22 protein-coding genes are annotated in these 24,461 nt (G+C 69.9%); 19 read left to right on the top strand and 3 right to left on the bottom strand.

Annotation, left to right across the window (positions count from 1 at the left end):
• Nucleotides 1-68 precede the first annotated feature (68 nt).
• Complete coding sequence (locus JNB50_RS08130) at nt 69-1,397, top strand: class II 3-deoxy-7-phosphoheptulonate synthase (protein ID WP_208039694.1); 1,329 nt, start codon at nt 69-71, stop codon at nt 1,395-1,397.
• A gap of 121 nt (nt 1,398-1,518) precedes the next feature.
• Here the strand turns inward: JNB50_RS08130 and pknB are convergent, their stop codons facing one another.
• Nucleotides 1,519-3,423 (bottom strand): Stk1 family PASTA domain-containing Ser/Thr kinase, encoded by a 1,905-nt coding sequence (gene pknB, locus JNB50_RS08125; protein ID WP_208039583.1) that lies wholly within the window; start codon nt 3,421-3,423, stop codon nt 1,519-1,521.
• An 85-nt stretch (nt 3,424-3,508) separates the two neighbouring features.
• Nucleotides 3,509-4,639: a LysM peptidoglycan-binding domain-containing protein gene (locus tag JNB50_RS08120; RefSeq protein WP_208039582.1), complete on the bottom strand. Its 1,131-nt coding sequence runs from the start codon at nt 4,637-4,639 to the stop codon at nt 3,509-3,511.
• Between the two features lie 152 nt (nt 4,640-4,791).
• Here JNB50_RS08120 and JNB50_RS08115 point away from each other — a divergent pair, with 152 nt between their 5' ends.
• The gene (locus tag JNB50_RS08115; protein ID WP_208039581.1) at nt 4,792-5,133 is read left to right on the top strand and encodes an Rv2175c family DNA-binding protein; all 342 of its coding nucleotides are present in this window, start codon (nt 4,792-4,794) and stop codon (nt 5,131-5,133) included.
• A 31-nt stretch (nt 5,134-5,164) separates the two neighbouring features.
• Here the strand turns inward: JNB50_RS08115 and JNB50_RS08110 are convergent, their stop codons facing one another.
• Entirely contained in the window at nt 5,165-6,283 is a 1,119-nt protein-coding gene (locus JNB50_RS08110; protein ID WP_208039580.1) for a polyprenyl synthetase family protein, read from the bottom strand.
• 78 nt (nt 6,284-6,361) lie between these two features.
• On the opposite strand from JNB50_RS08110, the gene JNB50_RS08105 reads away from it, so the two are divergent.
• From JNB50_RS08105 to JNB50_RS08025, 17 genes are all read left to right on the top strand, one after another.
• Nucleotides 6,362-6,742: a DUF3040 domain-containing protein gene (locus JNB50_RS08105; protein ID WP_208039579.1), complete on the top strand. Its 381-nt coding sequence runs from the start codon at nt 6,362-6,364 to the stop codon at nt 6,740-6,742.
• A gap of 250 nt (nt 6,743-6,992) precedes the next feature.
• Complete coding sequence (mraZ, locus tag JNB50_RS08100; protein WP_208039578.1) at nt 6,993-7,424, top strand: division/cell wall cluster transcriptional repressor MraZ; 432 nt, start codon at nt 6,993-6,995, stop codon at nt 7,422-7,424.
• 106 nt (nt 7,425-7,530) lie between these two features.
• Nucleotides 7,531-8,481, top strand: coding sequence for a 16S rRNA (cytosine(1402)-N(4))-methyltransferase RsmH (rsmH, locus tag JNB50_RS08095; protein ID WP_208039693.1), 951 nt, complete (start codon nt 7,531-7,533; stop codon nt 8,479-8,481).
• On the top strand, nt 8,478-9,164 hold the full coding sequence (locus JNB50_RS08090; RefSeq protein WP_307794642.1) for a hypothetical protein: 687 nt from the start codon (nt 8,478-8,480) through the stop codon (nt 9,162-9,164). The genes rsmH and JNB50_RS08090 overlap by 4 nt, the downstream gene beginning before the upstream one ends.
• Before the next feature lie 39 nt (nt 9,165-9,203).
• On the top strand, nt 9,204-10,946 hold the full coding sequence (locus tag JNB50_RS08085) for a penicillin-binding protein 2 (protein WP_208039577.1): 1,743 nt from the start codon (nt 9,204-9,206) through the stop codon (nt 10,944-10,946).
• A 45-nt stretch (nt 10,947-10,991) separates the two neighbouring features.
• Nucleotides 10,992-12,536 (top strand): Mur ligase family protein, encoded by a 1,545-nt coding sequence (locus JNB50_RS08080; RefSeq protein WP_208039576.1) that lies wholly within the window; start codon nt 10,992-10,994, stop codon nt 12,534-12,536.
• Entirely contained in the window at nt 12,536-13,987 is a 1,452-nt protein-coding gene (murF, locus tag JNB50_RS08075; RefSeq protein WP_208039575.1) for a UDP-N-acetylmuramoyl-tripeptide--D-alanyl-D-alanine ligase, read from the top strand. The genes JNB50_RS08080 and murF overlap by 1 nt, the downstream gene beginning before the upstream one ends.
• Nucleotides 13,984-15,096 (top strand): phospho-N-acetylmuramoyl-pentapeptide-transferase, encoded by a 1,113-nt coding sequence (mraY, locus tag JNB50_RS08070; protein WP_208039574.1) that lies wholly within the window; start codon nt 13,984-13,986, stop codon nt 15,094-15,096. The genes murF and mraY overlap by 4 nt, the downstream gene beginning before the upstream one ends.
• The gene (murD, locus tag JNB50_RS08065; protein ID WP_208039573.1) at nt 15,093-16,637 is read left to right on the top strand and encodes a UDP-N-acetylmuramoyl-L-alanine--D-glutamate ligase; all 1,545 of its coding nucleotides are present in this window, start codon (nt 15,093-15,095) and stop codon (nt 16,635-16,637) included. The genes mraY and murD overlap by 4 nt, the downstream gene beginning before the upstream one ends.
• Nucleotides 16,600-17,859 (top strand): putative lipid II flippase FtsW, encoded by a 1,260-nt coding sequence (gene ftsW, locus JNB50_RS08060; protein ID WP_208039572.1) that lies wholly within the window; start codon nt 16,600-16,602, stop codon nt 17,857-17,859. The genes murD and ftsW overlap by 38 nt, the downstream gene beginning before the upstream one ends.
• Nucleotides 17,856-18,926: a glycosyltransferase gene (locus JNB50_RS08055; RefSeq protein WP_208039571.1), complete on the top strand. Its 1,071-nt coding sequence runs from the start codon at nt 17,856-17,858 to the stop codon at nt 18,924-18,926. Before ftsW ends, JNB50_RS08055 begins: the two co-directional genes overlap by 4 nt.
• A gap of 145 nt (nt 18,927-19,071) precedes the next feature.
• On the top strand, nt 19,072-20,484 hold the full coding sequence (murC, locus tag JNB50_RS08050; protein WP_208039570.1) for a UDP-N-acetylmuramate--L-alanine ligase: 1,413 nt from the start codon (nt 19,072-19,074) through the stop codon (nt 20,482-20,484).
• A gap of 6 nt (nt 20,485-20,490) precedes the next feature.
• A complete protein-coding gene (locus tag JNB50_RS08045; protein ID WP_208039569.1) occupies nt 20,491-21,489 on the top strand; it encodes an FtsQ-type POTRA domain-containing protein in 999 nt (332 codons plus the stop codon).
• A gap of 143 nt (nt 21,490-21,632) precedes the next feature.
• Nucleotides 21,633-22,811 (top strand): cell division protein FtsZ, encoded by a 1,179-nt coding sequence (gene ftsZ, locus JNB50_RS08040; RefSeq protein ID WP_208039568.1) that lies wholly within the window; start codon nt 21,633-21,635, stop codon nt 22,809-22,811.
• Nucleotides 22,777-23,478 (top strand): YggS family pyridoxal phosphate-dependent enzyme, encoded by a 702-nt coding sequence (locus tag JNB50_RS08035; protein WP_208039567.1) that lies wholly within the window; start codon nt 22,777-22,779, stop codon nt 23,476-23,478. The genes ftsZ and JNB50_RS08035 overlap by 35 nt, the downstream gene beginning before the upstream one ends.
• A gap of 69 nt (nt 23,479-23,547) precedes the next feature.
• Nucleotides 23,548-24,063: a cell division protein SepF gene (locus tag JNB50_RS08030; RefSeq protein WP_208039566.1), complete on the top strand. Its 516-nt coding sequence runs from the start codon at nt 23,548-23,550 to the stop codon at nt 24,061-24,063.
• Between the two features lie 74 nt (nt 24,064-24,137).
• Nucleotides 24,138-24,434, top strand: a complete 297-nt coding sequence (locus tag JNB50_RS08025) for a YggT family protein (RefSeq protein WP_208039565.1) — start codon at nt 24,138-24,140, stop codon at nt 24,432-24,434.
• Nucleotides 24,435-24,461 lie beyond the last annotated feature (27 nt).

The raw sequence follows: 24,461 nt of genomic DNA, 5'->3' as shown, positions 1-24,461 counted from the left end.
TCCACCCGACCGAGCGGAACAGAACAGTGCTGCAGACCACAGATCCCGTCGTGAAACCTGACGACTCCGTGATCGAGGGCCTGGAGTATTGGCGCACGCTCCCGATCAAGCAGCAGCCGAGCTGGCCCGATCCGGAGGCCGCCGCCGCCGCGTCGGCCGAGATCGCGACGCTGCCCCCGCTGGTGTTCGCCGGCGAGGTGGACCAGCTGCGCTCGCGGCTCGCGCGCGCTGCGCAGGGCAATGCGTTCCTGCTGCAGGGCGGCGACTGCGCCGAGACGTTCGCCGGAGCGACCGCCGACCAGATCCGCAACCGGGTCAAGACGGTCCTGCAGATGGCGGTCGTGCTGACCTACGGCGCATCGGTGCCGGTCATCAAGATGGGCCGCATGGCCGGTCAGTTCGCCAAGCCGCGTTCCAGCGACACCGAGACCCGCGGCGGTGTGACGCTGCCGGCCTACCGCGGCGACATCGTCAACGGCTACGACTTCACCCCGGAGTCGCGGGAGGCCGACCCGCGCCGCCTGATCCAGGGCTACCACACCGCCGCCTCCACGCTGAATCTCATCCGCGCGTTCACGCAGGGCGGCTTCGCCGACCTGCGCGAGGTGCACAGCTGGAACAAGGGCTTCGCGGCCAATCCGGCCAACCAGCGCTACGAGGGTCTCGCCCGCGAGATCGACCGCGCCATCAAGTTCATGGAGGCCGCGGGAGCGGACTTCGACGAGCTCACGCGGGTGGAGTTCTACTCCAGCCACGAGGCGCTGCTCATGGACTACGAGCGTCCGATGACACGCATCGACTCGCGCACCGGCACCCCGTACAACACGTCGGCGCACTTCGTCTGGATCGGCGAGCGCACGCGCGACCTCGACGGTGCGCACGTCGACTTCCTGTCGCGCGTCCGCAACCCGATCGGCGTCAAGCTCGGCCCGACGACGACGGCCGACGACATGCGGCGCCTCATCGACGCGCTCGACCCCGAGCGCGAGCCCGGGCGTCTGACGTTCATCACCCGGATGGGTGCGGGGAAGATCCGCGATGCCCTCCCGCCGCTGCTGGAGGCCGTCAAGCGGTCGGACGCGAACCCGCTGTGGGTGACCGATCCGATGCACGGCAACGGGCTCACGACGCCGAACGGCTACAAGACCCGCCGGTTCGACGACGTCGTGGACGAGGTCAAGGGCTTCTTCGAGGCGCACCGTGCGGCGGGTACGCACCCGGGCGGCATCCACGTGGAGCTGACGGGCGACGACGTCACCGAGTGCCTGGGCGGTTCCGAGCACATCGACGAGGAGACCTTGGCGACCCGCTACGAGTCGCTGTGCGACCCGCGACTGAACCACATGCAGTCGCTGGAGCTCGCCTTCCTCGTGGCGGAGGAGCTCAGCCAGGGCTGACCCGCCCCGCGACGACAGCCGAAGGGCACGTCGTTGTCACTTCTCGACGCGAGAAGCGACAACGACGTGCCCTTCGGCGCTCGAGGGGAGAGGCTCGAGGGGAGCGCCCGCCAGCGGCGGCTCAGAAGCCGGCGAAGTTAACCGTGACGGTGGAGCCCTTGGGTGCCTGCGTACCGGCGGCGGGCGACACCTTGGAGACGACGAAGGCGCCGGGCAACAGGTCGGCCGCCGCGCTGTACTTGAGCTGGAAGCCGGCCGCCTGAAGCGCGGCCTTCGCCTTGTCCCAGGTCTGACCGACGACGTCGGGCACCGGAACGGGCTCCGGGCCCTTGGAGGTCTCGAGCGCCAGCGTGTCGCCGGGATGCACGGGGCCTTCCTTCTGCGCCTGTGCCGCGATCACGTTGCCCTTGTCGACCGTGTCGCTGTAGCTCTGCGGGCCGGCGGTGGTCAGCAGCCCGACCTTCTGCAGGGCGGCCTGGGCGTCCGAGACCGACATCCCGGCGACGTCGGGCACGGGGCCGACCGAGACGACGAGGTTCACCGTCGCCGCTTCGAAGTAGCCGCCGCCGCCCGAGATGTCGCTGCCGTCGGAGGCTCGGGTCGCCGAGATGACCGTGTTCGCGGGCACCTTCGGGTCGAACTGCTTGACGGCGTCGCCGACCTTGGCGCCGACGCCGGTGATCTCCGACGTGGCGACGTCGAGGGTCTTGCCCGCGAGCGGCAGGATGGTGACAGGCTTCGGTCCCTGCGAGATCCGCAGAGTGACGGTGCTGCCGCGTCCGGCCGACGCCCCCGCCTTCGGATCGGTGCTCGACACCTGGCCGGCGGGCACGGTGACGCTGTACTCCTGCGCCTGGGCCGTCTTGAACCCGAGGTTGGTGAGCGTGGCGGTCGCCGCAGCCGGAGCCTGGCTCACCACGTTCGGCACTGTCACCAGCGATCCCGGTCCCGACCCGAAGTACCAGCCGGTTCCCCCGGCGACCGCCGCGAGCACGAGCACCAGGGCGAAGAGCCACCAGCCTTTGCCCCGTCGGCGACGCGCGGCAGCGGTGAGCGTATCCGTCGCGGTGGGCGCTGCGGAGGCGACCTGCTGGCGGATGGCCGGGTTGATGATCTGCGTCTCACCGTCGTTCGCCTCGAAGGCCGGGGGCAGCACCATCGTCGGCTGCAGCACCGCGTCGCCGCGGATGGACTTCTCGGCCTCGATCAGTCGGTCGAGCATCTCGCGCGCGTCGGAGGGCCGCCGGTCGGGGTCCTTCTCGGTCGCCCAGAGCACGAGCTCGTCGAGCTCCGGGGGAACCGCCGGGTTGACGCTGCTCGGCGCGGGCACCGGGTCGTTCGCGTGCTGATACGCGATCTGCATCGGCTGCTCGCCGTGGAACGGCTGGGTGCCGGTGAGCATCTCGTACATCATGATGCCCAGCGCGTAGATGTCGCTGCGCGCGTCGGCGACGCCGCGGGTGACGAGCTCGGGGGAGAGGTAGGCGATCGTGCCGAGGAGCGCCTGACCGGTCGCGGTGTTCGCGCTGGCGGCGCGCGCCAGTCCGAAGTCGCCGATCTTGATGCGCCCGTCGTCGGCCAGCAGCACGTTCTCCGGCTTGAGATCGCGGTGCACGATGCCGGCCTTGTGCGCGGCGGCGAGGCCGCTGAGCACGGCCTCCATGATGTCGATGGTCTGCTCGGGGGTGAGCTTGCCGTAGTCCTTCAGGAGGTCGCGCAGCGTGATGCCCGGGAGGTACTCCATCACCAGGTAGGCCATGTCGGAGTCCTGGCCCTGGTCGAAGACGTTCACCACGTTGGGGTGCGCCAGGCGCGCCGCCGACCGCGCCTCCTGGACGAACCGGCTCTTGAACGTGCTGTCGTCGGCGAGGTGGCCGTGCATGATTTTGATCGCGACCCTGCGCTCGAGGCGCAGATCGGTGGCGAGGTAGACGGTGGCCATGCCGCCTCGGGCGATCCGCGAGCGCACCTGATAGCGGCCGTCGATCAGACGTCCGATCATCGGGTCGGTTTGGCTCGTGGTCACGGGTCGAGTCTAGGGAACAGCGGGTGCGTGAACCCTGCAAAACACCGGTGTGCTGCGGGGCCGTGACCCTGCTGTGACCTTCTGGTCACCCGAGTTGCGCGAGCCACGCGCGCGCCGAGGTCTCCCACTTCGCGTACGCGTCGGGGAACGCCGAGATCTGGACGGCCTGTGCGGCCTGCGTGACGCTCATCGCCGACCAGTTCGGGATGTCGAGGAGGCCGCGCGTGCGGCCCTTGTTGGGGTTGTTCGGGCCGCCGTAGAACGCGAGGGTCGCGCGTGTGGGATCGAGCACCTCGTCCGGCGTGCCCCAGCCGGTGCTCGGGCGCTGCTGGAACAGCCCGAGCGAGTCGCGGTCGCCGTAGCGGACGTTGCGCAGACCGGACTCCTGGGCCGCGGCGGCGAGGGCGACCACGATGCCCTGGGCGGGCACGCCCTCCCGCTCGCCGATGCGGACGATCAGGGCGGCGTTGGCGCGCATCTCGTCGGTGAGGGGCACGACCTGCCCCGGCTGGACCGTCGGTGCGGGTGCCGGCGCCGGCGCGGTGACCACGGGTGCGGGGGCGACCACGGCCCTCGGCGTGTCGACCGATGCGGCGGCGACGCCGGGGATGGCGATGCGCTGCCCGGGGTAGATGATGCTCGAGCTGCTGAGACCGTTGGCGCTGAGCACGACCGCCGTGCGCAGCCCGAACCGGGCGGCGATCCCGCTGATCGTGTCGCCGCGGACGACCGTGTACGAGGTCGCAGACGGAGCGGGGGCCGGAGCGGGTGCGGGAGCGGAGACCGGTGTCGGCGCGCCGCCGAGGGCCAGCACCTGGCCGGGGAAGATCAGGCTCTTCCAGCTGAGTCCGTTGAGCGCGAGGACGGCCGCCGTCGAGAGCCCGAAGCGGGCGGCGATGGCCGATACCGTGTCGCCGGTCTGCACCCGGTAGGTCGCGGGTGCCGCTGCGGTGTCGGTGTCGGCGGGGGAGGCCGTCTCGGCTCCCTGCGCGAACGATCCCCGGATCGTGTCGACGCCGACGGTCTTCTGCGGACCTGTCGCGTCGCTCTTCTCCGGCGCGCGTTCGCGTTCGGCGTCGGCGGCGGCGTGTGCGGGGCTCAGGAGGTTGAGGGTCACGGCGATGCTGCCGGCGACGGCGATCGGCACGGTGCCCAGCAGGCCGCCGGTGCGTCCGTGCGGTCGCCGTTGACGTTTCGTGCTCTCGATCGCAGACATGGTCGACCCCTCCGTGAGTGACATGGCCGATCCCCACGCTGACACACCTTGAGTAAGGAGTCAACCAGTGTGGCGGATGTGACAACAGTTAACACGACCGTAACATTCCATCCGACTCGTGCTCACCGCGGGGTCGTGGCACGCTTGTTGTTGTGAACGAGCAGGTCCAGGCCACCGAGTGGCTCACCATCCCCGACCTTGTGGAGCAGCTGGGACTCGGTGTCAGCCGGGTGCGCCGCCTCATCGAAGACCGCCACCTCGCGGCGAAGCGCATCGACGGCGTCGTCAAAGTCCCCGCCGTCTTCCTCCGCGACGGCGAACCCCTCAGCGAGCTCCACGGCACTCTCATCGTGCTCGCGGACAACGGCTTCGACGACGAGGAGGCGGTGGACTGGCTCCTGACGGACGACGAGAGCCTGGGCACCGCCCCGATCGAGGCGCTGCGCGCGGGCCGCAAGGCCGAGGTGCGCAGAGTCGCCCAGGCCCTGGCCTGAGCGTCCGGCCGGGCGCAGGTGCGGCCCGGCCTCAGTACGAGCGCCGCGTCACCGTGATCGCGAGGTCGCGGAGCTGCGCGCGCGCTCCCGCGCCCAGTTGCGCGCCCTCCAGTGCCTCGATCGCCCGGTCCACGTTGTCGGCGATCATCTTCTCGACCTTCTCGACAGCGCCGGACTCCCGGATGGTCATCTGAAGCGTCTCGATCTGCTGCGCGGTGAGGTCGGGGTCGCCGAGCAGTTCGTCGAGCGTCGCGCGGGCTCCGGCGGGGACGGCCTGGCGGGTCAGGGCGATCAGCACGGTCCGCTTGCCCTCGCGCAGATCGTCTCCGCTCGGCTTGCCGGTGACCTCCGCGTCGCCGAAGACGCCGAGGAGGTCGTCGCGCAGCTGATACGCGATGCCGAGCGGGAGGCCGAAGCGGCGGAGCGAGTCGAGTTGCCCGACCGTCGCGCCCGCGAGGCTGGCGCCGATCAGCAGGGGTGACTCGATGGAGTATTTGGCCGACTTGTAGACGATGACGCGTTCGGCCCTGGCGAGCTGATCCGCGTCGGGCCTGCCCGCCCAGCCGATCTCCTCGAAGATGTCGAGGTACTGACCGGCGGTGACGTCGAGTCGCATCCGGTTGAACTCCGCGCGCGCCGAGCGCCGCGCCGAGGCGCTCACGGTCTGGGTGAGCCCTTCGTCGAAGAGCTCGTCGCTCAGGATGAGGAGGTAGTCGCCCAGCAGCGTCGCGGCTCCCGTGCCGAACGCGGCGCCGGAGCCCAGCCAGCCCTCCTGCTCGTGCAGGTGCTCGAAACGCCGGTGGGCCGCCGGCTTTCCGCGGCGGGTGTCGGAGTTGTCGATGAGGTCGTCGTGCACCAGCGCGGCCGCGTGGAACAGCTCGAGGGCCGATGCGACGGACACCACTGCGTCGAGCGGGCCGCCCGCCGTGACCGGGGCGTCGTCCGGCTCGTCACCGGTCGTCCTGACCGCCTGCCACCCCCAGAAGCAGAAAAGGGCACGGAAGCGCTTGCCGCCGCTGAGAAAATCCCTCGAAAAAGCCGCGATCGGGGCGAGTTCATCCGCTATCGAGACGAGAATGGATGCACGTGCATCGAAGAATCCATCGATTCTTGACTGGATGAGGTCGACGAATCGGATGCTTTCAGACACACGTATAGCCTAGTCAGAGTGGTGCGGCTACAATCGGCCACACAACGCCTAGAACCCGCTAGAAAGAGGGGGATCCGGATGCCGCTTTCGGAACATGAGCAGCGCCTCCTCGAAGAGATGGAACGCAGTCTCTACCAGAACGACGCAGATTTCGTCGCCAAGGTCGGAGGCAAGCGGGCGCGTCCCGCTTATCGTTCGATCGTCCTCGGTGTGCTCGTCGCCGTCGTCGGTGTCGCCGTTCTGGTGACCGGCGTCTTCGTCCAGCTGCCGATCGTCGGAATCCTCGGCTTCGTCGTGATGTTCGCCGGCGTCCTGCTGGCGATCGCGCCCGGCAAGCGCGTCGCGATCGATCCCGACGCCGCAGCCGCAGGAAAGACGGGCAAGCCGACACGCGGTCAGCCCGGTTTCATGGACCGCATGAACGATCGCTGGGACAAGCGGCAGGACGGGCAGGGCTAGCCCCTCCACAGCGCACCCCGGCGCACCCCGACCTCAGGGCCGATCTTCGGATCGGCCCTTTTTCGTGTGTTCGGCCCTCCCTTTGGACGCTCATCTCCTCCATTTCCCTCCACCGCGTTTTGTCGCGGATTCACGGGGTTTTTACACCCCTAAACGGGGCAAAACGGTCAATGGTGCTGACTTTGTGGATGAGAGTGGAGTAAAGTGGAGGCACACCGCAACCGTGGCCGGGAGAGTGGGGGTGGGACCGATGTTCCTCGGCACCTATGCCCCGAAACTGGACGAGAAGGGGCGCATCATCCTGCCGGCCAAATTCCGGGATGAGCTCGCCTCCGGCCTCGTGCTGACCCGCGGCCAGGAACACTGCGTCTACGTCTTCTCGCAGCGGGAGTTCGAGTCCCTCCACGAGAAGATCCGGCAGGCGCCGGTGACCAGCAAGCAGGCCAGGGATTACCTGCGCGTCTTCCTCTCGGGGGCGAGCGCGGAGGTGCCGGACAAGCAGAACCGGGTCACGATCCCGACCCCGTTGCGGACGTACGCGGGTCTCGACAGAGACCTGGTCGTGATCGGAGCGGGCAGCCGCGCCGAGATCTGGGACGCCGAGGCGTGGGAGACCTACCTCGCTGAGCAGGAGGCAGCATTCGCGAACACGGAGGAGGAGGTGATCCCGGGACTGTTCTAGCGCCTGGCGCCGGACTCCCAGCCATACGCCCTGACACCACTTCCCCGGTGGCAGGTCGGAATGGATGGGGATCCGGAACCAGGGGCCGACCCTCCCGGGTGCGGACATGACGGACGACATCCACACCCCCGTACTGCTGGAGCGCTGCATCGAGCTCCTCGGGCCCGCCCTCGCGAAGCCGGGAGCGGTCTTCGTCGACGCGACGCTCGGCATGGGCGGCCACTCGGCCGGCGTGCTCGAGCGCTTCCCCGACGTCGTGCTCGTCGGTCTCGACCGCGACCCGGAAGCTCTCGCCATCGCCGGCGCCCGCCTGGAGCGGTTCGGCGACCGCGTCCACCTCGTGCACACCGTCTACGACGGCATCCGCGAGGCCCTCGACGGGCTGGGCATCGACCGGATCGACGGCGTGCTCTTCGACCTCGGCGTCTCGTCGCTGCAGCTCGACCGCGTCGAACGCGGCTTCTCGTACTCGAAGGACGCACCGCTCGACATGCGGATGGACGGCACCAGCGAGCTGACAGCGGAGGTGGTGCTCGCGACGTACTCCGAGGCCGACCTGCGCCGCATCTTCCGCGACTACGGAGAAGAGAAGCTGGCCGCCCGCTATGCGCGTCGCATCGTCGAGGAGCGCGAGTCGGCCCCGATCGTGCGCTCCGGCCAGCTGGTGGACATCCTGCAGAAGGCGACCCCGGTCGCGGTCCAGCGGCAGGGGCACCCGGCCAAGCGCGTGTTCCAGGCGCTGCGCATCGAGGTGAACCAGGAGCTTGCGGTGCTGGAGCGCGCCATCCCCGCCGCGATCGACGCACTCGAGGTGGGCGGTCGCATCGTCGTGGAGTCCTACCAGTCGCTGGAGGACCGCATCGTCAAGCGCGAGCTCCAGACCAGGTCGCGCTCCAGCGCGCCGGCGGGGCTTCCCGTCGAGCTGCCTGAGCACCAGCCGCAGCTGAAGCTCCTGATCCGCGGGGCCGAGTTGGCGGACGACGACGAGAAGGCCGCCAACCCGCGGGCCACGCCCGTGCGCTTGCGTGCGGCCGAACGAGTGAGGAGGGGCTCGTGAGCAGCAACGACCTGGGGGTGGGCGTCCGCAGACGTCCCACCATGGCCTGGCACGTACCGGCGTCCACCGCCGCGACAGCGCCCAAGCTGGAGGAGCCGGCTCTCGACAGGCCGCAGCGGCCGGAACGCGAGCGCCGCACGCACCTCGAGGTGGTCTCCACCCGCAGCCAGCGCCGGGCGCGCCCGCGCACGGTGTACGCGATCACGGCCGTCTCCGCGCTTCTCGTGATCGTGGTGACCCAACTCCTCCTGAGCATCGGGGTCTCGCAGGGGGCCTACCAACTGAGCTCACTGCAGACCAAGCAGACGGAGCTGCAGCGCAGCTACCAGGCTGCTTCGGAGGATCTCAACAGGCTGACATCGCCGCAGAACCTGGCCGCCAACGCGAACGCGCTCGGCATGGTCAGCAACAGCAACCCCGCCTATCTGCGGCTCTCCGACGGCGCGGTGCTCGGTGCGCCCGTCGCGGCGAACGGCGCCGCGGGCACGGTGACGGGGGGCCAGGGCAACCTGGTTCCCAACGCGCAGCTGAACGGTGTGCCGTTGGTGGCTGGCCAGGGTGCGGCGGGCCAGGCGGCCGCCACTCAAGCTGAGAGTTCCGTAGCCGCGGGTGCGGCGTCCACGACTCCCGCGAAGCCGTCCGTACCGTTGCAGGGAGCGTTGCCGACACCGGTGACGCACTGACACGGACACTGACGCGACAGCGGACGGGACAGGCTCTCCATGCTCAACAGGAAGATGCTGCGGCGGCGGACGGCCCTGACCGTCGTCGCCGTCGCGGCGTTCGTCGCCATCCTCGGCGGCAAGCTGGTCGATATCCAGGTGGTCAGAGCCGACGAGCTGCAGCGCAAGTCCGTGAACGCCAAGGAGGACTCGACGGTCCTCTACGGCAACCGCGGCGACATCGTGGACGCGAGCGGCAAGGTCCTCGCGACCACGATCTACACGTACACCGCTCAGGCCTCGCCGTCCGACGCGATCGCGGGTGGCCGGGACAAGATGGTGGAGGCCGCGGCGAAGATCGGGGCCATCACCGGCCAGGGCGGCGACGCCGTCGTGAAGCTCTTCGACGACGCACTCAAGGACAACCCCAAGTCGAAGTACGTGCTGATCAAGTCGGGCATGGACGTGACCGTCTTCGACAAACTCGCCAAGCTCCCGTACCCCTGGCTCACGTTCGACAAGAAGCAGGCGCGCAGCTATCCCAACGGAGCGGTCGCCGGCAATCTGATCGGCTACGTCTCGCAGGCGGGCAACGGAGGCCTGGAGGACAGCGAGAACACCTGCCTTGCGGGGGAGAACGGCAAGGAGACCTATCAGCGCGGCGCCGACGGTGTCGCCATCCCCGGCAGCACGGTCGTGCAGCAGAAGGCCAAGGACGGCGGCACGCTCGAGCTCACCATCGACAGCGACCTCCAGTGGTTCGCCGAGCAGACTTTGGCGCAGCAGGTCGCCGCGACAGGGTCGAAGTTCGGCTACGTGACCGTGGCGGAGGCCAAGACCGGCAAGGTCAAGGCGATCGCCCAGTGGCCCGCGCTCGATCCGAACAACATCGACGCGACCGATCCGTCGTACTGGCGGCTGCAGACCTTCACCGACCCGCGCGAGCCGGGGTCGACGTTCAAGGCGCTCACCGCGGCCATGCTCATCGACCAGGGCAAGGCGAACCCCACGACGCAGGTGCTCGCGCCCTACGAGTGGAAGTCCGGCAAGGGCGCCGACCTCCACGACTCGGGGTACCACGCGCCGCTGCGCCTGACGTTGACCGGCGTCCTGATGATGTCGTCGAACACCGGCATGTCGCAGCTCGGCCAGCGGCTGACCGACCAGTCCAGGTACGACTACCTCAAGAAGTTCGGGATCGGCGAGCAGACGGGCCTCCCATATCCCAACGAGTCCTCCGGCCAGCTGAACCCGGTCAAGGACTGGGACGACCAGACCAAGTACGCGACCATGTTCGGCCAGGGCGTCTCGGCGACCCAGCTGCAGATGGTGAGCGCGTACCAGGCGCTCGCGAACGGCGGCACCCGCATCCCGCTGACGATGGTCGAAGGCTGCAAGCAGGCGGACGGCACCGTGACCGACGCGCCGAAGCCCACGCCGGTGAACGTCGTCTCGCCCGGTGCGGCCGGCACCACGCTCGGGATGATGGAGTCGGTGACCACCAAGGGCGAGCTCGCGAAACAGCTCCAGATCCCGGGCTACCGCGTCGCGGCGAAGACCGGAACGGCCCAGCAGGCGGACGGGAAGGGCGGCTATCTGCCGTCGTACTACGTCTCGGTCATGGGCATCGCGCCGGTCGACGATCCGCAGTACGTCGTTTCGGTCAACCTCGGGTTCCCGACTACCATTACTTCGTCGGCAGCCGCCGCTCCGCTGTTCCACACGATCATGAGCCAGGTGCTGAAGACCTACCGGGTGAAGCCTTCGACGTCGAGCCCGGCCGACTACCCGCCGTATTACTGAGACCACGGTCCAGTGAGCGATGCCCGTCTAGTGAAAGTGAGCCCCGTGACAGGACCGGCGCCCTCCTCTCTGCGCCCCGAGCATCCCGTCGCCCGCCCGCTCGCCCAGCTGGTCGCGGAGTTCGGTCTGGACGTGCGAGGTGATCTCGACGCCGTCGAGGTCACCGGCGCCGCCCTCGCGAGCTCGGCGGTCGAGCCGGGCGACCTCTACGTCGGCGTGCCGGGCAAGAACGTGCACGGAGCGAGCTTCGCCGCCGCCGCGGCCGAAGCGGGTGCCGTCGCCGTGCTCACCGACGAGGTCGGCGCGCAGCTCGCCGCCGACTCGGGTCTGCCGGTCATCGTCACGCCCGATCCGCGCGCCGCGCTCGGCGCCGTCGCCGCGTGGGTCTACCGCACCGACGAGAACGCCGCGACGCTGTTCGGCGTCACCGGCACCAACGGCAAGACCAGCGTCGTCTATCTGCTCTACGCGATCCTCGGTCAGCTCGGCGTCGTCGCCGGCCTGTCCTCGACGGCGGAGCGCCGGATCGGCGACCACGCGATCACGAGCAAGCTCACGACCCCGGAGGCGAGCGAGCTGCACGCACTGCTGGCGCGGATGCGCGAGGAGGGCGTCCGTGCGGTCGCTCTGGAGGTGTCGGCGCAGGCACTGAGCCGCCACCGCGTCGACGGCATCGAGTTCGACGTCGTGGGCTTCACCAACCTCAGCCACGACCACCTCGACGACTACGCCGCGATGGACGACTACTTCGCCGCCAAGCTCGAGCTGTTCCAGCCGGACCGGGCGCGCCGGGGTGTCGTCACCGTCGACTCCGAGTGGGGCCGCGCGCTCGTCGAGCAGTCGCGCATCCCGGTGTCGACGCTCGCCAGCGTGCCGGGCGTCGACGCGGATTGGACGCTGACGGTGCTCGCCGAGACGCTCGAGGACACCGTGTTCGAGCTGTCCGGTCCCGACGGGCGGCGTCTCGAGACCCGCGTGCCGCTGCTCGGCGCGTACAACGCCGCCAACGCCGCTCTCGCGATCGTGATGCTGGTGGAGTCCGGCTACGACCTCCACGCCATCGGCGCGGCCCTCGACCGCGACGGCGGCATCGACGCCTACGTGCCGGGCCGCACCGAGCGGCTCTCCGGCGAGCACGGCCCCGTCGTCTTCATCGACTACGGGCACACTCCCGACGCCTTCGAGTCGCTCCTCGGCGCGCTGCGCCGCGTCACGGAGGGCCGCATCGTCATGGTGTTCGGCGCCGACGGCGACCGCGACACCACCAAGCGGGCCGACATGGGCGCGATCGCGGCCCGCGGCGCCGACGCGGTCGTCATCACCGACTTCCACCCGCGCTCGGAGGACCCGGCGACGATCCGGGCCGCGCTGCTCGACGGTGCCCGCGCCGCGGTGCCCGACGCCGAGCTCTACGAGGTGGCCGACCCGCGCGCCGCTTTCCGGGCGGCCCTCGCCCTCGCGGGCGACGGCGACGTCGTGCTCTACGCCGGCCCCGGCCACGAGGACTATCAGGAGGTCGCCGGGCAGCGCCTCCCGTACTCGGCGCGCGACGACGCCCGGCTGGCCTTGCGAGAGGCCGGGTGGCTGTAGTGATCCCCCTCACCCTCGCCGAGATCGCCGCCGCGACCCGTGGCACGCTGCTGCTCGACGGCGTCGTGCTCCCCGACGGCACGGCGGCGACTCCCGAGACCGTCGTCGACGGCCTCTCGACCACCGACTCGCGGGAGGTCGTGCCCGGCACGATCTTCTTCGCCAAGCCGGGAGAGGTGACCGACGGCCACCTCTTCGCCCCGCAGGCCGTCGAGGCCGGCGCCGCACTCGTGGTCGTGGATCACGCCCTCGACCTGCCGGTACCGCAGCTGCTCGTGGCCGACACGGTGACCGCCCTCGGCGACCTCGCCACTGAGGTCATCGCGCGGGTGCGCGCCCTCGGCACGCTGAAGATCGTCGGAGTCACCGGCTCCAACGGCAAGACGACCACCAAGAACCTGCTGCGGGCGATCCTGGAACAGCTCGGCCCGACCATCGCGCCGCGCGCGTCGTTCAACAACGAGGTCGGCGCCCCTGTCACGATGCTGGAGGTCACGGAGGAGACCCAGTACCTCGTCGCCGAGATGGGTGCGAGCGGTATCGGCGAGATCGCCAGGCTGGTGCGCATGGCGCGCCCCGACATCGGGATCGTGCTCAAGGTCGGCCTCGCCCACGCGGGCGAGTTCGGCGGCATCGAGAAGACGCTCGCCGCCAAGACGGAGATGGTCAGCGACCTGCTGGAGTCCGACGTCGCCGTGCTCAACCTCGACGACCCGCGAGTCGCCTCGATGGCCGACAAGACCGCGGCGCGCGTGCTGTGGTTCGGGCTCGACGACCGCGCGGCCGTCCGCGCGTCCGACGTGCGGTCGACGGCCAGGGGCACGGCGTTCACGCTGCACCTGCCGTCGCCCACCGGCGTGGAGGGCGACGGCGAGTCCCGCCCCGTGCAGTTCCGCGTCCTCGGCGAGCACCACGTGATGAACGCGCTGGCAGCCGCGGCGGCAGCGCACACGCTCGGCGTCGACATCGACACGATCGTCGGAGCGCTCGAGACCGTGCAGCGCGCCGAACGCTGGCGCATGGAGGTCCTCGGCGGCGCCCGCGGCGTCACCGTCATCAACGACGCGTACAACGCGAGCCCGGACTCGATGGCCGCGGCCATCAAGACCCTGGCGCAGATCTCCGAGCCGGGGGAGCGCACCGTCGCCGTCCTCGGCGAGATGAGCGAGCTGGGCGAGTTCTCCGGCGAGGAGCACGACCGTATCGGGCTGCTCGCCGTGCGCCTCGGGATCGATCAGCTGGTGATCGTCGGCCCGTCCGCGCGCCGGATGCACATCACCGCGATCAACGAGGGGTCGTGGGACGGCGAGTCGCTGTTCTTCGAGACCCAGGACGAGGCGTTCGACCACCTGTCCTCGACGCTGCGCGCCGGTGACACCGTGCTCGTCAAGTCGTCCAACTCCGCGGGGCTCCGGTTCCTCGGCGACCGACTGGGAGAATTCTTCTCGTGAGAGCCCTTCTGACCTCCGGCGCGCTGTCGATGGCGTTCACACTGTTCCTCACCCCGCTCTTCATCCGGCTCTTCCGCCGCCTGCAGTGGGGGCAGTTCATCCGCGACGACGGCCCGCAGAGCCACCACGCCAAGCGCGGCACCGCGACCATGGGCGGCATCGTCGTCATCATCGGCACGCTCTTCGGCTACTTCACCGCGCTCCTGCTCACCGGCGACGAGACGAGCGTGTCGGCGCTGCTCGTCCTGTTCCTGATGGTCGGCCTCGGGGTGGTCGGCTTCATCGACGATCTGCTCAAGACGCGCAGGGAGCGCAGCCTCGGACTCACCGGCTGGGCCAAGGTCGCCGGTCAGGTCGTGGTCGCGACGATCTGGGCGTTCCTCGCCGTCGGGTTCCCCGACGCGCGCGGGTACACCCCGGCGACCATGAGCGTCTCGTTCATCCGCGACCTGCCGATCGACTTCGGGTCGATCACCAAGTTCGGCGTCATCGGCGTGCTGGTGGGCTACGGGCTCTACCTGATCTGGATCAACTTCATCGTCGCCGCCACCTCCAACGGCGTGAACGTCACCGACGGCCTCGACGGTCTCGCCTCCGGGGCGAGCATCCTGGCGATCGGCGCGTACATCATCATCGGGTTCTGGCAGTCCATCCAGTCGTGCGCCAGCCCGACCCTGAACCCCGAGAACATCGCCAAGTGCTACAGCGTGCGCGATCCCTTCGACCTGGCGATCGTCGCGACGGCGATCGTCGGAGCGGTGGTCGGCTTCCTCTGGTGGAACACCTCGCCCGCCCAGATCTTCCTCGGCGACACCGGTTCGCTCGCGCTCGGCGGTGCCGTCGCCGCGCTGGCGATTCTCAGCCACACCGAACTCCTCCTCGTGCTCATCGGCGGCCTGTTCGTCATCGAGGCCGGGTCGGTGATCGTCCAGCGCGCGTACTTCAAGCTCACGCACGGCAGACGCATCTTCCTGATGAGTCCCATCCATCATCACTTCGAGTTGAAGGGCTGGGCAGAGATCACCGTCGTCGTGCGGTTCTGGATCATCGGCGGCCTGCTGGTCGCCGCCGGCGTCGGCTCGTTCTACCTCGAGTGGCTCGCGACGTGACGTCGCCGAACGAGCGCCTGGAGGCCCTCACCAGCTGGCATCACGACTGGCGGGGGCTGCGCGTCGCGGTCTTCGGCCTCGGGGTGACCGGCTTCTCCGTGGCCGACACCCTGGCCGAGCTCGGCGCCGAGGTCCTCGTCGTCGCCGCGCATGCCGACCAGGAGCGCGCCATGCTGCTGGAGGTGATCGGGGCAGAACTGCTCGAGCAGGCCGACCTCGGCACGCCCCCCGCACGGCTCGTCGAGTTCGACCCGGAGCTCGTCGTGGTCTCTCCCGGGTTCCACTGGGATCACCCGCTGCTGCTCTGGACGGAGCAGCAGGGCATCGCCGTATGGGGCGACATCGAGCTCGCCTGGCGCCTGCGCGACAAGGTCACCGGTCCGGACGGCAGCCCCGCCGACTGGATCTGCGTCACCGGAACGAACGGCAAGACGACCACGGTGCAGCTGACGGCGACGATGCTGCTCGCGGGCGGTTCCCGTGTCGCTCCGTGCGGCAACATCGGGGTGCCGGTGCTCGACGCGATCCGGGACCCCGAGGGCTTCGACGTGCTCGTGGTCGAGCTGTCCAGCTACCAGCTGCACTGGGTGAACCGCAATCGCGGCGGTCATCTCTTCCCGTACTCCGCGGCCTGCCTGAACATCGCCGACGACCACCTCGACTGGCACGGCTCGCTGGAGGCGTACATCGCGGCGAAGGCGAAGGTCTACGACAACGCGCAGGTCGCGTGCGTCTACAACCGCGCCGACCTCACCACGCTCCGCATGGTCGAGGAGGCGGAGGTCGTCGAGGGCGCCAGGGCCATCGGCTTCGGTCTCGACGTGCCGGGTCCCAGCGATTTCGGCATCGTGGACGGCATCCTGTGCGACCGCGCGTTCCTCGAAGACCGCCGTAACAGCGCCATCGAGCTCACCACCCTCGACGAACTGGCGGAGGCCGGACTGGCAGCGCCGCACGTCGTGGCGAACATCCTGGCCGCCAGCGCGCTCGCGCGCTCCTACGGGGTCGAGCCGCAGGTGATCCGCGACGTGCTCACCGCGTTCCGTCTCGACGCCCACCGCATCGAGCTCGTGCGCGTGGAGGCCGGGGTCAGCTGGGTGGACGACTCCAAGGCCACCAATCCGCACGCGGCGGACGCGTCCCTCCGCGCGTACCCGTCGGTGGTCTGGGTGGTCGGCGGCCTGCTCAAGGGCGTCGACATCGAGCAGCTCGTCGCGGCGCACTCCGGCCGGCTGCGCGGCGCCGTGCTGATCGGGGTGGACCGGTCGGCGCTGCTCGCCGCATTCGAGCGACACGCCCCCGGGCTGCCGGTGCTCGAGGTGGACGCCGACGAGACTGAGAGAGTCATGCCGACGGCGGTGCGATTGGCCGGCGGGCTCGCCCGCGAGGGCGACACCGTCCTGCTCGCGCCGGCGGCGGCGTCGATGGACCAGTTCGCCGACTACGCGGAACGAGGCCGCCTCTTCCAGGCGGCCGTGAACGAGTTTTTTGGAGGTGAGGCGGATGACGACCACTCCGCCTCGGCTCCGCCCGGCGCCTGACGGTTCCGATCCGGAACCCGGATCCGGGTCACGGTCGGGCGCACTGGCCGCGCGGATCTCGCTCGGTCGCGCCATGAACAGCGAGTCGGCCGACTACTTCCTGCTCCTCGGGATCACCCTCTTCATGGTGGTCTTCGGGCTCGTGATGGTGCTGTCGTCGTCGTCCGTCGAGTCGCACAACGACACCGACAACTTCTTCTCCCGGTTCTGGTCGCAGGGCGCGTACACGCTCATCGGCCTCCCGCTGATGTTCATCGTGTCGCGGATCCCGATGGCGTTCTGGAAGCGCTCGATCTGGTTCATCCTCGGGGCGGCGTGCTTCCTGCAGTTCCTGGTGCTCGTGACGCCGCTCGGCGTCGAGATCGGCGGCAACCGCAACTGGATCCGGATCGGCGGCTTCGTCGGCCAGCCGTCGGAGGCCATCAAGCTCGCCCTGGTGGTCTGGCTCGGCGTCGTGCTGGCCCGCAAGCAGGACCTGATCGACGACTGGCGCCATGTCGCCCTGCCGATCCTGCCGATCGCGGGAGGCGCCATCGGCGTGGTGGTGCTCGGCGGCGACCTCGGCACGACGGTCGTCATGGCCGCGTTCGTGCTCGGCGGCCTCTACTTCGCCGGCGTGAAGATCCGCTATCTGCTCGTCGGCTTGGCCGGGGTCGCCATCGTCGCCGTCGTCGTCGCGATGTCGAGCGCCAGCCGGATGGGGCGCATCGCCGCGCTCTTCGGCGGGTCGAGCGCCGCGAACCCCGACGTCAACTGGCAGATCGACAACGGCTTCTACGCCCTCGCCTCCGGCGGGGTGTTCGGAGTGGGACTGGGCAACTCCCACTCCAAGTGGTCGTGGCTGCCCGCCGCAGACACCGACTTCATCTTCGCCATCATCGGGGAGGAGCTCGGCCTCATCGGTGCGATCGTGGTGCTGCTGCTCTTCGTGATGCTCGCGATCGTGTTCCTGCGCATCATCCACTCCTCGACCGACCCCTTCCCGCGCGTCACGACGGCGGCCATCATGGTGTGGCTGATCTTCCAGGCGTTCGTGAACATCGCCGTCGTGCTGGGCGTCATCCCGGTGCTCGGCGTCCCGCTCCCACTGATCTCTGCGGGAGGGACTGCGATGATCAGTTCCATGATCGCAATCGGCATCGTGTTGTCCTTCGCCCGTCAGAACGCCCGCGACGCCCGTCGTGCCAAGGGGGCCCCCGTCCGCTCGGGGTCCGCAGCGTGAGCCGTTACCTCCTGGCCGGCGGAGGCACCGCCGGCCACGTCAACCCGCTGCTCGCGGTCGCCGACCGGTTGCGCCGCGACGACCCGTCGGCGGAGGTCGTCGTCCTCGGCACGAAGGAGGGGCTGGAGTCCCGACTGGTGCCCGACCGCGGCTACGAGCTCGCGACCATCCCGAAGCTGCCCTTCCCGCGCCGGCCGAACGCCGCGGCGCTGCGCTTCCCCGGCGAGTACCGGCGCGCGGTCCGCACCGTGACCGAGCTGATCCGCGATCGCGGCATCGACGTGGTGGTCGGGTTCGGAGGCTACGCCGCGGCACCCGCGTACTCGGCCGCGCGCAGCGCGAAGGTTCCGTACGCGCTGCACGAGGCGAACGCGCGACCCGGGCTGGCGAATCGCCTCGGCGCGCGTTCGACGCCGTGGGTCGGCGTCGCTTTCGAGGGCACGAAGCTCCCGCATGCCCGCTTCGTCGGGATGCCGCTCCGCCGCGAGATCGAGGAGCTCGATCGCGCGGCCGCCCGCCCGGCCGCACTCGCCGAGTTCGGGCTCGCGGACGAGCGCCCGACGCTGCTCGTCACGGGCGGCTCGCTCGGCGCGCGGCGGCTCAACGGCACGATCGCCGACCGTGCGAAGCAGCTGACGGCCGCCGGCTGGCAGGTGCTCCACATCCAGGGCGGTCGTGGCGAGCTGACCGACCCCGGCATCGAGCACTACCGGCTCCTCGACTACTGCGACCGCATGGATCTGGCGTTCGCACTGACCGACTTCGCCGTCGCACGTGCCGGAGCCGCGACCGTCTGCGAGTTCGCCGCCCTCGGCATCCCGGCGGTCTACGTTCCGTTCCCGATCGGCAACGGAGAGCAGCGCTTCAACGCGGCCGGTGTCGTGGGCGCGGGAGGCGGCATCCTGGTGGACGACGCCGAGTTCCTGCCGTCCTGGGTCGATGGTCGGCTGCTGCCGCTGCTGGCCGACCGGCCGGCGGTCGAGGCGATGTCCCGTCATGCCGCGACCGCGGGCGTGCGCGACGGCTCGGACCGGATGGTCGCGCTGATCCGGAGCGCGCTGCGCTGATCCGGAGTGCGCTGTGCAAAGCCGGAGTGCGCTGCGCTCATCCGGAGTGCGCTGTGCCCAATCGGAGTGCCCTGGGCCGAATCCTGAGGTTCGCCGCGTAGCCTGTACTCTGTTCACCCCGACTCGCGGAACGAAAGCAGCACCTGTGACGATCAAACCCGACCTCGACGCCACCATCCCCGACGACCTGGGCGCACTGCACTTCGTCGGCATCGGCGGCTCGGGGATGAGCGGCATCGCGCGGCTGTTCCTGGAGTCCGGTCACACCGTGACCGGGTCGGACGTGCGGCACTCGGCGAACGTCGACGCGCTTCGTGCTCTCGGCGCCACCATCGCGATCGGCCACGACGCGGCGAACGTCGGCGACGCCGACACGCTCGTGGTCACCGGTGCGCTGTGGCAGGACAACCCGGAGTACCAGCTGGCGCTCGAGAAGGGCATCCCGGTGCTGCACCGGTCGCAGGCGCTCGCGTGGCTGATCAGCCGCAAGCGTCTCGTCGCCGTCGCCGGCGCGCACGGCAAGACTACGTCGACCGGCATGATCATCACCGGTCTGCTCGGCCTCGGCGAAGACCCCAGCTTCGTGAACGGCGGGGTCATCGCCTCGCTCGGCAAGAGCTCGCAGGCGGGCAGCGGCGAGCTGTTCGTCGTCGAGGCCGACGAGTCGGACGGCTCGTTCCTGCTCTACGACACCGCGGTCGCCCTGATCACCAACGTCGACCCCGACCACCTCGACCACTACGGCTCGCTGGAGGCGTTCGAGGACGCCTTCGTGACCTTCGCCAGGGAGGCGGACGAGTTCGTCGTCGTGTCGTCGGACGACGCCGGTGCGACGCACGTCCACCGTCGACTCCGCGAGGTCGCGCCCGAGAAGCGGGTCGTCACCTTCGGCGAGGCGGACGACGCCGATGTGCGCGTCCACTCGATCGTCACCGACGGCCCGGTCTCCTTCGCCCTGAGCTACCAGGGGCAGGAGTACACCGCCCGGCTCCGGGTGCCCGGACACCACAACGCCATCAACGCCGGTGGAGCGTTCGCGGTGCTCACCGGGCTCGGTTTCGACCCCGCGGCGTCGCTCGCGGCCATCGCGGAGTTCGGCGGCACGGAGCGCCGCTTCGAGCTGCACGGCACGGTCGGCGGCGTGAGCGTCTACGACGACTACGCCCACCACCCCACCGAGGTGGCCGCCGCACTGGCGGCCGCGCGGACGGTCGTGGGCGACGGGCGCATCATCGCCGTCCACCAGCCGCACCTCTACAGCCGGACCAGGCTCTTCGCACGGGAGTTCGCCGAAACGCTCGAGACGTACGCGGACGAGACCGTCGTGCTCGACGTCTACGGCGCGCGTGAAGACCCGGAGCCGGGCGTGACGGGCGCGCTCGTCGCCGAGCGCTTCGAGCATCCCGAACATGTGGCCTTCATCGCCGACTGGCAAGCGGCCGCCGACCACACGGCGACCATCGCCCGCGAAGGCGACTTCGTCATCACGCTCGGCTGCGGTGACGTCTACCGCATCGTCCCTCAGCTTCTCGACTCGCTCCGCCGCGTCCGCGAGTAGGCGCCGGTGAAGCGTCCCCAGGGTTTCGACCGGTCCGCCGCTGGGCGGGCGGGCGCTCCCGACCCCGCGGTCGTGGCGCCCCCCGAGGCCCGGCCGGCGCAGGAGCGCCCTGCGGCGGTCGGGACCGTCACCGAACCCATCCCGATCGTCCGCACGACCGCCCAGAAGCCCGCAGAGACGCCGACGGCCGCGCTGAGCTCGCCGGACCCGTCGATCGGCCGGGTGCCCAGCAACCGGGAGATCTCCCGCGCGCTGCGAGCGGCGCGCGCCGAGCGCAAGCGGGTCGAGCGCGGCGAGGTGCGGAGGTTCACCAAGCGTTCCCGGCACAGGAGGATGCTCTGGCTGGGGTCGGCGGGCGTGGTCGTCGCCCTCGTGCTCGGCGTGGTGCTCGTCGGGCTCTCGCCGCTGCTCGCCCTCCGGCATGTGGAGGTCGTCGGAGCCTCCCGACTCGATGCATCGGCGCTCGCGAAGAAGCTCGGCGACCAGGTCGGCACGCCGCTGGCACTCCTCGACCAGGCGGAGATCTCGAGCGACCTCGCCGGGTTCCCGCTCATCCGCAGCTACACGCTCGAGAGCCGGCCGCCCGACACCCTGGTCGTGCGGATCGTGGAGCGCCAGCCGATCGGAGTCATCCAGCAGGGATCGGCGTTCGTGCTCGTCGACGAGGCCAAGGTCCCGATCTCCTCGACCGCGGCGCGGCCGGCCGGCTACCCGTTGATCGCGGCGACGGGTGCGGCCGCGGACGCGAACGCGGATTCCGGGTTCGCGGCGGCCTCCTCCGTGCTCGCGTCGCTGCCCGCCGACGTGCTCGCGCGGGTCGACACGATCTCGGCCAAGACCAAGGACGATGTGTCGTTCACCCTGCGCGACAGCGGCGCGACCGTGGTCTGGGGGAGCGCGGAGGACTCCGCGCTCAAGGCGGCCGATCTCACCGCACTCCTCAAGGGAGCGCCCGACGCTCACCGTTTCGACGTCTCGTCGCCGCACAGTGTGACGACGGGATGACCGGGTTGGCGGCTCACTTTGCCGACACGCCTGGTATCTGCGGCGGCTGGAGGCCCGACGCCTCTACCGTCGAATCGAGAATTGCATACTCAGCATAACTTTAAGCCTCGAGTTGAGGTTGAAGGTTCCCGTGGAGGCCGGAAGTGACAGCAAACCAGAACTACCTCGCCGTGATCAAGGTCGTCGGCATCGGCGGCGGCGGCGTCAACGCCGTCAACCGCATGATCGAGCTCGGCCTGCGCGGCGTCGAGTTCATCGCCATCAACACGGACGCCCAGGCGCTGCTGATGAGCGACGCCGACGTCAAGCTCGACGTGGGCCGCGAGATCACCCGCGGACTCGGCGCCGGCGCCGACCCCGAGGTCGGCCGCCGCGCGGCGGAGGACCACGCGGAGGAGATCGAGGAAGCGCTCGCGGGTGCCGACATGGTCTTCGTGACCGCGGGCGAGGGCGGCGGAACCGGCACGGGCGGCGCGCCCGTCGTCGCGCGGATCGCCAAGTCGATCGGCGCCCTCACCATCGGTGTCGTCACCAAGCCGTTCTCGTTCGAGGGCAAGCGCCGCCAGCAGCAGGCCGAGTCGGGCGTGCAGCGCCTCAAGGAAGAGGTCGACACCCTCATCGTCGTGCCGAACGACCGGCTGCTGGAGATCAGCGACCGCGGCATCAGCATGCTGGAGGCGTTCTCCACCGCCGACCAGGTGCTCCTCGCCGGTGTGCAGGGCATCACCGACCTGATCACCACCCCCGGCCTCATCAACCTCGACTTCGCCGACGTGAAGTCGGTGATGCAGGGCGCAGGGTCGGCCCTCATGGGCATCGGCTCGTCGCGCGGCGCCGACCGCGCCATCAAGGCGGCGGAGCTGGCGGTCGCATCGCCGCTGCTGGAGGCCTCCATCGACGGAGCCCACGGCGTGCTGCTCTCCATCCAGGGTGGATCGAACCTCGGCATCTTCGAGATCAACGACGCTGCCCGCCTCGTGCAGGAGGCCGTGCACCCCGAGGCCAACATCATCTTCGGTGCGGTCATCGACGACACCCTCGGCGACGAGGTGCGCGTCACGGTGATCGCCGCGGGCTTCGACGGCGGCGAGCCGAAGTCGGTGCAGGCCGCGGCCGACACGCGGCGCTCGACGTTCGTCGAGTCCGGTTCGGAGGAGGCGGCTACCGGCTCGGCGACGGCGACCGTAGAGGCCGGCGCAGCCGACGCCCCCGCCGCCGAGTGGCACGCGACCGGCGAGACCCCGGTCACCGAGACGGCCCAGAAGGACCCGGCGTTCGACGACGAGAATGACGACCTCGACATCCCCGACTTCCTCAAGTAGCCCGCTCGCCGAGCGGCTGGAGGCGGTTCGCGGCGGTATCGCCGATGCCGCCAGGGCCGCCGGCCGCCGGCCGGGGGAGTTGACGACCATCGTCGTGACGAAGTTCCACCCGGCATCCCTCGTGCGCGAGCTCGCAGCTCTCGGCGTGGAGGACGTGGGGGAGAACCGCCACCAGGAGGCGCAGGTGAAGTCGGCGGAGCTCGCCGACCTCGGACTGCGCTGGCACTTCGTCGGTCAGCTGCAGAGCAAGAAGGCGCGCCAGGTCCGGCGCTACGCGCAGGTGATCCACTCGCTCGACCGCGCCTCGCTCGTCGACGCCCTGGCCTCGGACGAGGGAGTGGTGGACGGATTCGTGCAGCTCAACCTCACCGACGACCCCGCGCGCGGAGGCGTCTCGGATCGCGACCTCGAGGGCCTCGTCGAGCGCGTGCTCGAGACGCCGGGGCTGCGGCTCCTCGGCGTGATGGCCGTCGCGCCGCTCGACGAGGAGCCGGCCAGCGCGTTCGAGCGGGTGAGGCGGGCGAGCGAGCGCGTCCGCGCACTCGCCCCCGACGCGACCGCGATCTCGGCGGGGATGTCGCAGGACTACCGCGAGGCGATCGCCGCCGGCGCGACACACCTTCGGATCGGCACGGCCATTACCGGGAATCGGCCGACCCTTCGTTAACCTCGAAAGGGAGAAGGTTCATACAGTGCGGCGAGGCGTCGGCGCACCGGGTCTACACGGAGGAAGCGCATGGCCAACCCGCTGAAGAAGACGATGGTCTACCTGGGCCTCGCCGACGAGGAGCTCGAGTACGACGAGCAGCCTCAGGAGCAGGCGCAGCACGCGCCGCGCCGCGAGGCGCCGGCGCCCGCACCGGTCCAGCCTGTTCCGCACCCCGCTCCGGTCGCCCCTGTGGCCGGCCGCGCTCCGGTCACGCCGCTGCGCAAATCGTCCACCGCACGGAATGTTTCGGTACAGGAAATGAACGAGATCCTCACAGTCCACCCCCGCCAGTACCGCGACGCGCAGGCGATCGCCGAGTCCTTCCGCGAAGGCATCCCGGTGATCATCAACCTCTCGCAGATGAGCGAGAGCGACGCGCGCCGCCTCATCGACTTCGCGAGCGGCCTCTCGCAGGGGCTCTACGGCAAGATCGAGCGGGTGACTCCCAAGGTGTTTCTGCTCTCCCCGTCGCACGTCGTCGTCTCCGGCGAGCACGGCGGCCAGGACGCAGACGTCGACGCCTCCTTCTTCGCGCAGGCCTGACCGCCTCCGCCCGAAAGCGCACCGTCCGGCCGGCGGTGCGCTTTCGTGCATTCTCGGTCGTTCATACTGGAAGCGTGCTTGTCGTCTCGATCATCGCGAACGTCCTCTACTACGTCCTCCTGATCTACTTCTTCGTGCTCTGGGCGCGTTTCGTGCTCGACCTGGTGCGAACCTTCGCGCGGCAATGGCGCCCGCGCGGTGTCGGGCTGGTGCTCGCCGAGTCCACGTACGTGGTCACCGACCCGCCGATCCGCTTCTTCCGTCGGATCATCCCGCCGCTGTCGATGGGCCCCGTCGCCATCGACTTCGGCTGGAGTCTCACCATGCTCGTCGTCATCATCGGGCTGTATGTGACCCTGAGTTTCACCTGACCATCGGCCGAGAGTCGATGTCGGGTC

This window comes from Leifsonia sp. TF02-11 (assembly GCF_017565305.1).
Classification (GTDB): domain Bacteria; phylum Actinomycetota; class Actinomycetes; order Actinomycetales; family Microbacteriaceae; genus Leifsonia.
The sequence above is the reverse complement of the archived record's forward strand: the minus strand, read 5'-3'. Positions and strand labels throughout refer to the sequence as shown.